This is a genomic window from Anaerocolumna cellulosilytica (genome assembly GCF_014218335.1).
In the GTDB taxonomy this organism is placed as follows: Bacteria; Bacillota; Clostridia; order Lachnospirales; family Lachnospiraceae; genus Anaerocolumna; species Anaerocolumna cellulosilytica.
The window spans coordinates 2,679,758-2,691,741 of sequence record NZ_AP023367.1; the positions used below are offsets into that span (position 1 = coordinate 2,679,758).

Below are 11,984 nucleotides of genomic sequence, written 5' to 3' on the forward strand. Positions count from 1 at the left end.
TTTAGTTAATTTGCAAGCGCACTACTGTAAATGGCGGCTGCAAATAATATCAGCAATTTTCCTATATCGAAGGTTGCGGTTTTGCAGCGGCCTTCTTACAAGGGCAAGGTTTGATTTTATAAGCCCCCGAAACAATATCTGATTAAGAAAAGAGCAGGTGGAGCCTTGGAAGAGAAAACAATCGAAATGATTACAAAGCTGGTTAGGGAATCAGTGCAGGAAATACTTGCACCGCAGGAAATACTTGCATCACAGGAATCATCCGCAAATCAGAAGGAGTCTTCTGACAGCGGGTTTATAGTACCCATTGGAGTATCTGCCAGACATGTACATTTAACACAGGAACATGTAGAAACATTATTTGGATCCGGATATGAATTAACAAAGAAAAAAGAATTAATGGGTGGGCAGTATGCCTCCAATGAACTGGTTACCATTGTTGGTCTAAAATTGCGGGCTCTTGAGAATGTAAGAATTTTAGGACCTGTTAGAAAAGCATCTCAGGTGGAGGTTTCTGCAACCGATGCGATAAAATTAGGAATAAAAGCTCCTATCAGAGAATCCGGAGACATAGAAGGTTCCGCTCCGATAGCCATTGTCGGTCCCAAAGGAGTTGTGTATTTACAGGAAGGCTGTATAATAGCCAAAAGACATATTCACATGTCACCCGTGGATGCCAAAGCTGCCGGCGTTATAAATGGTGATGTTGTATCTGTAAGAGTGGAGAATGAAAGAGGCACTACCTTTAATCATGTATCCATACGTGTAGATAAAAGCTTCACGCTTGAAATGCATATAGACACGGATGAAGCCAATGCCTCCAAAATCAGCACTGGGGATACCGCAGTTCTTATAAAATAGCAAAAAGCTTAAGAAATTAAGATTATATAAAGACAAATCTCATAAGGATAAGTAGGTGAAGACATGATCGTAGGAAAAGTAATCGGTTCCGTTGTTGCGACTAGAAAGAATGACAAATTAATAGGCAGTAAATTCTTAATCGTTGAACCCTTTCAGAAAATGGAAGGCGAACAGGGAAGATTTGTTGCAATCGACAATGTGGGTGCAGGCATCGGCGAAATTGTCCTTGTAGCAAAAGGAAGTGCTGCACGGATTGGCTGTAATATGGAAGATTCACCTATTGATGCTGCGATTATTGGTATTGTAGATGATGGAGTAGGACTGGAGTAGATTGATAATGGACTTAAAAGAATTAATACAAGTTGCAAAGGATAATGGGGTAGCAGGTGCAGGAGGTGCCGGTTTTCCTACCTACGCCAAATTTGATAAACGTGTGAAAACGATTATTCTTAACTGTGCAGAGTGTGAGCCATTATTAAAGGTACATAGACAAATGCTTCAAAAATATGCCTATGAGATTATGTACACCCTTAATATAATGGCACAAGCCATGGAAGCCGAACATGTTCTTGTAGCAGTAAAGGAAGCCTATTCAAAAACCGTAGAGGCAGTAAAAGCCAATCTTAATTCCTTTCCTAAACTGGAGTTAAAGCTTTTAGATGAAATCTATCCGATGGGAGACGAAGTTGTACTCATCTATGAAACCCTAGGAAAAAAAGTACCTCCAGGAAGCATTCCTTTAGAAGTAAGTGTGGCAGTTTTTAATGTCGAAACGGTTTACAATATATATAAAGCAATGGAAAGACAGGAACCGGTTACTCATAAATACCTTACAATAGCCGGTGAAGTAAATAATCCGATTACCATTAAGGCTCCCTTAGGAATGACGGTAGCGGAGGCAGTAGAAAAAGCAGGGGGTGCCAAGATTGCAGAGCCTGTTTATATTATGGGTGGCCCTATGACCGGCAGTATTGTCAATTCCTATGATACAATCACCAAAACAACCAATGCCATTCTCGTTATGCCAAAAGAGCATTCGCTTGTGTTAAAAAGGACTACGAACCCCGCCATAGATATGAAAAGAGCCATGTCTGCCTGCTGTCAATGTGAAATGTGTACAGATCTTTGTCCACGTAATCTACTGGGGCAGCCGATTACACCGCACATGTTTATGCGAAGTGCAACCAGTGGTGTGACGCAGGACCTTTCTCCTTATTTAAATACAATGTTCTGTTGTTCTTGTGGTGTCTGCGAGTTATATGCCTGTCCTCAGGGACTTTCACCAAGAAAATTAATATCTGATTACAAAACCGGCTTGAGAAAAAAAGGGTTTCAGATACCAAGAGATATTCCGTCAAAACCTACCAAATCTATGAGAGAGTATCGCAAAATCCCAATGAACCGGTTAACAAACCGGCTTGGATTATCAGAATACGATAGAGAAGCTCCTTTAACAGAAGAAGACATAACTACTAGCCAGGTAAAAATAAACTTAGGACAGCACATCGGCGCCAAAGCAATAGGTCTTGTTAAAAAGAACGAACTGGTACATTTAGGAACTGTCATTGCTAAAGCCGAGGATGGCAAATTATCTTTACCGGTACACGCCTCTATATCCGGCGAAATTTTAGAGGTGAATGATAACTTTATTATTATCAAAGCTCTCTAAGAAACCAAGAAAATAAACAGTGAACCAAATAACCTTTATTATTCTATATAAGGTTATTTCTCCAACTTAATGACTTTATATAAACAGTTATTCAATTATCTTAACATTTTTTAGTAAGAGAGGATGTACACTATATGAACAAGGCTATCGGAATGGTAGAATACAAAACCGTCTCAACCGGAATATTTGTGGCTGATCTTATGGTAAAGACTGCTCAGGTAGAGATTATGGAAGCTCAGACAGTATGTCCAGGTAAATATATTGTACTGCTGCAGGGTGATTTAAGTGCCGTCAATGCCTGTATAGAGTTAGCCAGAACAGGGTATAGTGAGCATCTTATCGATAGTTTTATACTTGGTAACCCCCATGACTCGATTTTTACTGCCATATACGGGACTACCAACGTAGAAAAGTTAAATGCCCTTGGTATTCTGGAAACTTTTTCAGCCGCTTCTATTATTGTTGCAGCAGATGAAGCTGCCAAAACAGCACAGGTTGAACTGATTGAACTTAGAATTGCCAGAGGAATGTGCGGAAAATCCTATCTATTATTAACAGGGGATATCGCTTCCGTAGAAGCCGCCATCGATAAAGCTAAAAAAGCAGTAGCAGATGGGGCCATGCTCTTAGATTCTTCTATTATTGCAAATCCGGATAGCAAACTTTGCAAAAGTATATTATAATATTTGGTAACTATTCAGTTGTTTCATGGTTTTTAAGCTGAATAGTTACAGTCTTTACATATATATGGATAATCATATACAATAATGTTTTTCTACATAATCCTCTTGATTGCATTTCATTACCGATAGATTGGTTCAAGTAGTTATGTAACAGGTTATTCATATCAAATATATTATCCATAGAAAATGTGAAAACCACATTGGAAAGAGGTATCAAATATGCTTGCAATAGAACGCAGAAATAAAATATTAGCTATCCTTCAACAGGAAAAAAGAGTATTAGTAAATGACTTAAGCTCAGCCTTTCAGGTTACGGAAGAAACCATACGTCGAGACTTAGAAAAGCTTGAGAAAGAGGGTTTTGCAAAAAAAACCTATGGTGGTGCAATCCTGAATGAAAGTCTGAATGTGGATTTACCTTATACTGTCAGAAAAAAAGCAAATGTATCGAATAAGCAATGTATTGCTGAGATTATCAGTTCCCTGGTAGAAGACGGGGACCACATTATGATGGATGCTAGTTCAACAGCTGTTTATGCAGCAAAGCATCTGAAAAACAAAAAAAACATCACTATAATTACCAATTCCATTGAAATTCTTCTTGAATTGTCTGAGGTAGCTGGGTGGAAAGTTCTCTCTACCGGAGGAGTATTAAAGGAAGGTTCTTTGTCTTTAGTAGGCTATCAGGCAGAAGAAATGCTTAGTAACTACCATGTAGATAAAGCAATTATATCCTGCAAGGGGATTGATATAGAAAAAGGGTTTACTGACTCGAATGAAATGGATGCCCATATTAAAAAACTCATGTTAAACTCTGCCAATGTTAAAATACTGGCAGTGGATAATTCAAAATTCAATAAAATATCCTTTACCAAGATAGGAGACCTGTCAGAACTAGACGTATTGATTACAGATTCAGAGCCTGATGATAAATGGAAACAGGCTATGGCTTCTGCTGAGGTTAAGGTTCTATACAAAGAAAATAAAGTGCCGGAAGGCAATTAAGTTATAGATAAATTGTGCCGCTTTAGCGGTGTTATGAAAATAGATGAACTGACTTAGAAGAAAGGATGCAATGGGTGTAAAAACATGAAAAAGTATTTTGATGCTGAAATTTCAAAAAGCCCCAGAATAGAAAAGCTGGTTGAAGATTTATTTGCAGCTATGCCGGAAATAGAGGCGGATCGTGGCTATCTTATTACTGAAAGCTACAAACAAACCGAAGGTGAACCTATTATTACACGCAGGGCAAAAGCATTTGAACACATCTTAAAGTATATTCCTATCACTATAAGACCCGGAGAATTGATTGTAGGCAGTGCGAGCAAAGCGCCCAGAGGCTGCCAGGTATTTCCTGAATTTTCATTTACCTGGTTGGAAGAGGAATTTGACACCATAGCAACCAGAAGTGCAGACCCTTTTTATATCTCTGAAGAAACAAAGAACACTCTCCATGAAATCTATCAGTACTGGAAAGGAAAAACTACCAGTGAACTTGCTACCTCCTATATGGCACCGGAAACAAAACTTGCTATGGAACACAGTATCTTTACCCCCGGCAACTACTTTTATAACGGGGTCGGACATGTAACTGTTTCTTATGATAAAATTCTTGCAGAAGGCTTTGAAGGAATCATAGCACAGGCAGAAAAAGCATTATCTTCTCTAAAAGTTTCTGATATGGATTATGCAAAACGCCAAAGCTTCTTAGACGCTGTCATTAAGAGCTGTCAGGCCGCTATTGATTATGCAGGCCGTTATTCTCTGTTGGCTCTTGAAGAGGCAAAAAACTGCGGCGATACTGTAAGAAAACAGGAGCTTTTAGTTATTGCACAAAATTGTTCCCGTGTTCCGGCAAAAGGTGCAACTTCTTTTTATGAAGCCTGCCAATCTTTCTGGTTTATCCAGATGTTATTACAGGTAGAATCCAGCGGTCATTCTATTTCTCCGGGTCGTTTTGATCAGTATATGTATCCTTATTATGAGGCTGATTTAAAGGCTGGTAAGCTTACCCGTGAATTTGCACAGGAATTAATGGACTGTATTTGGGTGAAGTTAAATGATTTAAATAAAGTTCGTGACGCAGCTTCTGCAGAAGGTTTTGCTGGCTATAGTCTGTTTCAGAATCTAATTGCCGGAGGACAAGATAGAGACGGTCTTGATGTAACCAACGATTTATCCTTTATGTGTATCGAAGCTTCCATGCATGTAGCACTTCCTCAGCCTTCTTTATCTGTAAGAGTATGGAACGGAACTCCACATGAATTCTTAATAAAAGCTGCAAAATTGACCCGTACCGGTATCGGTTTACCGGCTTATTATAATGATGAAGTAATTATTCCTTCTTTGGTGAATAGAGGGCTTACACTGGGTGATGCCAGAGAATACAATATAATCGGCTGTGTGGAACCTCAAAAAGCAGGAAAAACAGATGGCTGGCATGATGCAGCATTTTTTAATATGTGCAGACCTTTAGAATTAGTATTTAGCAACGGTGTGGATAAAGGAATACAACTCGGACCTAAAACGGGTGACGTGGAAGCTATGGCCACCTTTGAAGAATTCTTTGAGGCCTATCAAAAGCAGATGAATTATATGATAGAACTATTAGTAAACGCCGATAATTCCATTGACGTAGCACATGCAGAAAGATGCCCGCTTCCTTTCTTATCCGGTATGATAGAAGATTGTATCGGACGTGGAAAAAGTGTTCAGGAAGGTGGTGCCATTTATAACTTTACCGGTCCTCAGGGCTTTGGTATTGCTAATATGACCGACTCACTTTACGCTGTAAGAAAGCTGGTATTTGAAGAGAAGCAAGTCACTATGTCTGAACTGAAAAGAGCCCTTACTGTAAATTACGGTAAAGGCATCGATTCCTCCGTTGCCGAAAAAGTTACAAAAGAAATCGTAAGCGGCATTGTGAAACAAGGCCGTAAAGTTTCTGAAGCGGAAATTGCTGATATTTTTAGAGCAGCCTTAACCGGTGGAGTTACACCAGAAGAACAGAAGAAATTTGATCGTCTGCTGGAGATGATAGCCGCCCTTCCAAAATACGGAAATGATATTTCTGAAGTTGATGAATTTGCGAGGGATGTAGCTTATACTTATACGAAACCTTTAGAGCATTATAAAAATCCAAGAGGCGGAAGCTATCAGGCTGGCTTATACCCGGTATCCGCCAATGTACCTTTAGGTGCACAAACCGGAGCTACTCCAGATGGCAGGTTTGCTTATACTCCGGTAGCTGATGGCGTATCACCTTCTTCCGGTAAGGACACCCATGGGCCTACTGCTGCTGCAAATTCTGTTGCAAAGCTGGATCACTTTATTGCTTCTAACGGTACATTATTTAATCAGAAATTCCATCCGTCTGCCTTAAGTGGTGTAAGAGGACTTGAGAATTTTGTTTCACTGATTCGTGCATATTTTGACCAGAAGGGCAGCCATATGCAATTTAACGTAGTTAGCAGGGATACTCTAATAGATGCTCAAAAGTATCCTGAAAAATACAAGAACCTTGTGGTACGTGTGGCAGGCTATAGCGCACTTTTCACCTCTCTTTCAAGATCATTGCAAGATGATATTATAGCGAGAACTGAGCAGGGCTTTTAAGTTTTGGATATTTAGAGAATGAACAAAAGGAGAAGACGATGGAAACTAATATTATGACAGTTAAGGGTCGAATCTTTGACATCCAAAGGTTCTCTATACATGATGGCCCGGGTATACGTACCATTGTCTTTTTAAAAGGCTGTTACCTCCGTTGTAAATGGTGCTGCAATCCGGAATCCCAGGCATATGACATAGAGACTATGTTAGTTCAGGGAAAGCCTAAAATCATTGGACGAGATGTCATTGTTGAGGAAGTATTGGATGAAGTTAAAAAAGACCTTCCCTATTATAGACGATCTGGCGGTGGTATAACCTTATCCGGAGGAGAAGCTCTATGTCAGCCGGAGTTCGGTTCAGCTCTTTTACAAGCGTGTCAGGAATATAATATAAATACGGCTATGGAAAGTACAGGATTCGGAGATTTCAATGCGATTAAACAGTATCTTCCATATCTTGATTTATACCTCATGGACATAAAACACATAAATAGTAAAAAACATCAGGAATACACCGGCAGACCCAATGAAACCATTCTTACAAATGCAAGAAAAATTGCGGAGAGCGGTGTTCCTCTAATTATTCGTGTACCCGTTATACCAGGTTTTAACCATACGCATGAAGAGATAAAGGCCATCGCTGCGTTTGCTAAAACTTTACCGGGAGTTCATGAATTACATTTACTGCCGTATCACAGACTGGGAATGGATAAATATGAGGGACTTGGCAGGGAATATACTTTATCTCACATAGACCCTCTTAACAACAATTATATGGAGCAATTACTTCAAACAGTAGAAGCAACAGGTCTTGCCTGTCAGCTTGGCGGATAAAGCTTATTACAGAAAGGTAAGCGGTTAATAATATGCAGGATTTAAATATACAAAACCTATTAACAAATGACAGTAAAATGCGGATTATACAAGAAATCGTACCCGGTAAGCAAATAACCATTGCCCATGTTATTGCAAACCCGGATAAGGTTTTATATAAAAAGTTAGGATTAAATCCTGAAATAGACTATTCTAAAGGAGCCATTGGCATTATTACCATGAGTCCTAGCGAAACGGCCATCATTGCAGGTGATATTGCCATTAAAACCTCTGGTGCTGAAATTGGCTTCGTAGACCGGTTCAGCGGTACTCTGATTGTAACAGGAAGTGTATCAGAAGTGGAAACTTCCTTAAAAGCAGTTTTGGATTACACAGAGGAAAAATTAAAATTTACAGTGTGTGATATTACCAGAACATGAAAAAAATAATTTTAATGGGCAGAAGCGAATGTGGTAAAACTACTCTAACACAAGCCTTAAAGGGCGAACGTCTGCAATACGAAAAAACCCAATCAATGAATTATTATGACCTGATTATAGATACTCCCGGGGAATATGCAGAAAACAAAGCACTTGCAGGGGCTTTGGCACTTTATGCCTATGAAGCTGATGTTGTAGGTTTGCTCCTTAGTGCAACAGAAGAGTATTCCCTGTTTAGTCCGAATATTGTAAGTCTTGTAAACCGAGAGGTTATCGGAATCGTTACTCAAATCGACCATCCAGAGGGAAGACCCGAGCAAGCCAAGGAATGGCTTAAACTGGCAGGTTGTGAAAAGATATTTTTTGTAAGTTCTTATACTCGAGAAGGAATAGAGGAACTAATTGATTATTTAACCAAAGGCGGTGAGAGAAATCCATCCTGATTTACTTCGTAAGTTAGAAAAGATTACAAAGGAAGAGGAAATAATACTATCCGGTAAAAATTCCGTAGAGAAGACATTATATACCACCAAAAAGGAATTTGTCATAGACAGTAAAAAGATGCTTGAAAAAGGAAAATTGATTGATGTAAGAACCCATACTCGTTTTACTCATTTTCCCAAGCATAAACACAATTATGTAGAAATTATCTATATGTGCACCGGTAGTACGACTCATGTTATTAATGATGCAAGCCAGGTCATACTAAGGGCAGGAGATTTGTTGTTTTTAAACCAAAATGCATATCAGGAAATATTACCGGCAGGAGAAAAGGATATTGCTATTAACTTTATCGTTTTGCCGGAATTTTTTGATGTTGCCTTTGATATGATTAGCGGAGAAAACATGTTAAAAGATTTTATCGTAGACTCTTTAAGACAGGATACGAAGAAGTCCAGTTATCTACACTTTAAAGTGGCAGATATTCTACCAATTCAAAACTTGATTGAAAATATGATATGGTCATTAATGAATAAGCAGCCTAATAACAGGAAAATAAATCAGACAACTATGGGATTGCTATTTTTACAGCTCTTAAATTATACGGATAAAATTGAGAAAACAGATAACGACCCATACGATAACTTTATTACCATATCCGTTCTCCGTTATATAGAGGAAAATTATAAAGATGCCAGTCTGACTCGTCTGGCTGGTGAGTTAAACCAGTCTGTGTACCTGCTTAGTAAAACCGTAAAGCGTAATACCGGTTATACTTATAAAGAATTACTTCAAATGAAGCGTTTTAATAAAGCAGTAGAACTTTTGACTAATACTAAACTTCCCGTAACTGATATTATCGCTGCTGTGGGTTATGATAATACCAGTTACTTTCACCGAGTATTTAAAGAAAAATATAATATGACGCCGAGAAAATACCGTGCCGGGCTTTCTTAATGTTATATTCTTTAGAAAAATTCCAGTGTTTGGTACTTATTATGGTATTTATTTTTCATCCAGTCCGTAAGATAATGTGTTGGGATCCTGAAACAGATTATTTACAGGCGGATAAAAGGTAAATATCATAAATATAAGAAAAAGAAGAGTAATAACCAATAATCCGAGTGAATTTAACAAAATACCGTCTACATTCCAGTTTTTAATCATACAATAACTTATTGTATAAGTTATAAGCGTACTAACTACGAATATTCCTATATCTATCGCTAATACATGTGTTCCTATTATGCCAGTAAAAGTATAAGACAAGCTAATAATAGAACACAATCCTATAACAATACCTGTTGCTTTTGCCGGAATAAAGCTTTTAAATTTTTTGCAAAGTATAAAATACTCAATAAATGAAAAAACCAAAAACGGCATAAATAAAAGCTTTAGATGTTCCCAAACACTTTCATTTACAGGACTAAAAAAAGCCACCAAAAAATTTCTGCCAGACCATTCAAACACAAAATGCAGCAACGTACCAAATATTAAAACCAAAATAAAACCTGCCAGCTCATAATACACTAATTTTTTATACATATTTCACCATCCTTAGAATTATTGTCTGCGAATCAGCTTTTTTTATTCAATGTAAAAATCCTCGTCAAAAGTAAACCCTTTTTTCAACATCTTTATTAGTATGTTTACAAATGTACACCTATGGGAGTTTATTCATAGAACACCATTTTTATACCCCCTTGCATTATTTGTTCTGGTTCAACACAGTTTGTTTCTTAACATGCAAGGCTTTTGTAGAAAATTAAATTGTCGTAAATGGAAGTATCTGCTATAATTAATTTAAAAGTTATAAAAAATTGTGAAGGAAAATAATAAGAAAGGATGCCACATGTTAATTCTTTCACATAAAAGTTAGTGGTTGTATTGCAGGCTAAAATACTGTGGTACATAGTAAGTGGACATAATGAAAAAAATTTTCAAAAAAGGTGAAGTTGTCTTATTTCAGGGTGACAGTATAACAGATTGCGGAAGAGACAGAAATGATTTGACCTCTTTAGGAGGAGGGTATCCAAAGGTTATAGCAGAACTTTATAATACCTTATATCAGGACCATGGAGTAACTTTTATTAATAAAGGAATCTCTGGAAATCGTGTAACAGATCTACTCAACCGCTATGACAACGATTTTAAAGCCATAAAGCCGGACTTTCTATCTATTCTTATCGGAATCAACGATACTTGGAGAAGATATGACAACAATGACCCTACCAGTACAAAAGACTTTGCTGATAACTACAGGATCTTATTAGAAAAAGTAAAAAAAGATTTACCTGATTGCAAGCTAATGCTGATCGAACCCTTTGTATTATATTCCTTACTAGATCGTAGAACCTGGAGAGAAGATTTAGACCCTAAAATCCATGTTGTAAGAGAGCTGGCTAAGGAGTACGCCGATTACTACCTTCCTATGGATGGAATTTTTGCTAAGGCGGAAGTAGAGCAATATACTTGTGTAGAAATAGCTGGTGATGGCGTTCATCCAAGCCCTATCGGTCATAATATAATTGCGCAGGAATATATAAAAGCTTTAAGCTAGTAAGTTAAATTCAGAATGTTGGGAGATGATTGAAATGCCAGGACTAATTCTTGAAGGAGGTACTTTTCGCCCCATCTTTAGTGCTGGGGTAATGGATGCCTTGCTGGACTATGGAATTATGTTCCCTTATTGTATTGGCGTATCCGCGGGTATTAGCAATGGTTTTTCCTATATATCAAAACAAAAGGAAAGAAATCTCAAAATCCTTATAAACCATAGGAATGATAAACGCTATATCAGTAGAAGAAATTTTATAAAATGCAGAAGCCTGTTTGGGCTTGATTTCATATATGATGAAATACCTAATAAATTATATCCCTTTGATTGGAATACTTTCCGAAATCACAAAGGAGAAGTCTTAGTTGGCGTTACCAATGCCAGAACAGGAAAAAGCGAATATTTAAATGGACTAACTACAGATACACCCTTTACCATGCTTCGTGCAACCTGTGCTATTCCTTTGTTTTTTCCTGCCATTGAATGGCAAAATGAAAAATATTATGATGGTGGACTTGCTGACCCTATTCCGATTCAAAAATCCATTGCCGATGGTAATGAAAAAAATCTGATTGTGCTAACTAGACCTTCCGATTACAGAAAAGAGTATGGACGGGAAAATGATTTGGTTATCCGCTTGATACGTCGAAAATACCCGGAGTTAGAGAAGATTATTAAGAACAGACATCAAGTATATAACGATACGATTGCTTTTTGTGAGGAGTTGGAAAGAGCAGGTAAAGCAATCATCATAAGACCGGAATATCCGTTAAACAGTTTTGAGAAAAATACAGAAGTTATCCAAAAAAATTACCAATCAGGATATAACCTTGCTGTAAGAGAGATGGAACGGATTAAACAATTGTTTTAAGACTGATTTCTGAAATGGTCTCAGACATTATGGTATGG

The 11,984-nt window shown here is 37.7% G+C and carries 13 protein-coding genes; 12 read left to right on the top strand and 1 reads right to left on the bottom strand.

Annotated elements, in window-relative coordinates; all coding sequences use genetic code 11:
* The first annotated feature begins 165 nt into the window (after nt 1–165).
* The 10 genes from acsn021_RS10880 (at nt 166) to acsn021_RS10925 (ending at nt 9,475) form a co-directional block, all read left to right on the top strand.
* Entirely contained in the window at nt 166–861 is a 696-nt protein-coding gene (locus tag acsn021_RS10880; RefSeq protein WP_243167748.1) for a phosphate propanoyltransferase, read from the top strand.
* A 63-nt stretch (nt 862–924) separates the two neighbouring features.
* Nucleotides 925–1,191, top strand: a complete 267-nt coding sequence (locus tag acsn021_RS10885; protein WP_184089652.1) for a EutN/CcmL family microcompartment protein — start codon at nt 925–927, stop codon at nt 1,189–1,191.
* A 7-nt stretch (nt 1,192–1,198) separates the two neighbouring features.
* Nucleotides 1,199–2,530 (top strand): 4Fe-4S dicluster domain-containing protein, encoded by a 1,332-nt coding sequence (locus acsn021_RS10890; RefSeq protein ID WP_184089649.1) that lies wholly within the window; start codon nt 1,199–1,201, stop codon nt 2,528–2,530.
* Nucleotides 2,531–2,664: 134 nt separating this feature from the next.
* Nucleotides 2,665–3,213 (top strand): BMC domain-containing protein, encoded by a 549-nt coding sequence (locus acsn021_RS10895; RefSeq protein WP_184089646.1) that lies wholly within the window; start codon nt 2,665–2,667, stop codon nt 3,211–3,213.
* 219 nt (nt 3,214–3,432) lie between these two features.
* Complete coding sequence (locus tag acsn021_RS10900; RefSeq protein ID WP_184089643.1) at nt 3,433–4,218, top strand: DeoR/GlpR family DNA-binding transcription regulator; 786 nt, start codon at nt 3,433–3,435, stop codon at nt 4,216–4,218.
* Nucleotides 4,219–4,302: 84 nt separating this feature from the next.
* The gene (locus acsn021_RS10905) at nt 4,303–6,828 is read left to right on the top strand and encodes a glycyl radical protein (protein ID WP_184089640.1); all 2,526 of its coding nucleotides are present in this window, start codon (nt 4,303–4,305) and stop codon (nt 6,826–6,828) included.
* A gap of 38 nt (nt 6,829–6,866) precedes the next feature.
* Entirely contained in the window at nt 6,867–7,658 is a 792-nt protein-coding gene (locus acsn021_RS10910) for a glycyl-radical enzyme activating protein (protein ID WP_184089637.1), read from the top strand.
* A 32-nt stretch (nt 7,659–7,690) separates the two neighbouring features.
* Nucleotides 7,691–8,077 (top strand): BMC domain-containing protein, encoded by a 387-nt coding sequence (locus acsn021_RS10915; RefSeq protein WP_184089635.1) that lies wholly within the window; start codon nt 7,691–7,693, stop codon nt 8,075–8,077.
* Nucleotides 8,074–8,520, top strand: coding sequence for a EutP/PduV family microcompartment system protein (locus tag acsn021_RS10920; RefSeq protein ID WP_184089632.1), 447 nt, complete (start codon nt 8,074–8,076; stop codon nt 8,518–8,520). Before acsn021_RS10915 ends, acsn021_RS10920 begins: the two co-directional genes overlap by 4 nt.
* On the top strand, nt 8,510–9,475 hold the full coding sequence (locus acsn021_RS10925) for an AraC family transcriptional regulator (RefSeq protein WP_184090075.1): 966 nt from the start codon (nt 8,510–8,512) through the stop codon (nt 9,473–9,475). The genes acsn021_RS10920 and acsn021_RS10925 overlap by 11 nt, the downstream gene beginning before the upstream one ends.
* 48 nt (nt 9,476–9,523) lie before the next feature.
* Here the strand turns inward: acsn021_RS10925 and acsn021_RS10930 are convergent, their stop codons facing one another.
* Entirely contained in the window at nt 9,524–10,063 is a 540-nt protein-coding gene (locus acsn021_RS10930; RefSeq protein ID WP_184089629.1) for a DUF6512 family protein, read from the bottom strand.
* A gap of 382 nt (nt 10,064–10,445) precedes the next feature.
* On the opposite strand from acsn021_RS10930, the gene acsn021_RS10935 reads away from it, so the two are divergent.
* Together acsn021_RS10935 and acsn021_RS10940 are read left to right on the top strand one after the other, a co-directional pair.
* On the top strand, nt 10,446–11,078 hold the full coding sequence (locus tag acsn021_RS10935; RefSeq protein WP_184089626.1) for an SGNH/GDSL hydrolase family protein: 633 nt from the start codon (nt 10,446–10,448) through the stop codon (nt 11,076–11,078).
* A 34-nt stretch (nt 11,079–11,112) separates the two neighbouring features.
* The gene (locus acsn021_RS10940) at nt 11,113–11,946 is read left to right on the top strand and encodes a patatin-like phospholipase family protein (RefSeq protein WP_184089623.1); all 834 of its coding nucleotides are present in this window, start codon (nt 11,113–11,115) and stop codon (nt 11,944–11,946) included.
* Nucleotides 11,947–11,984 lie beyond the last annotated feature (38 nt).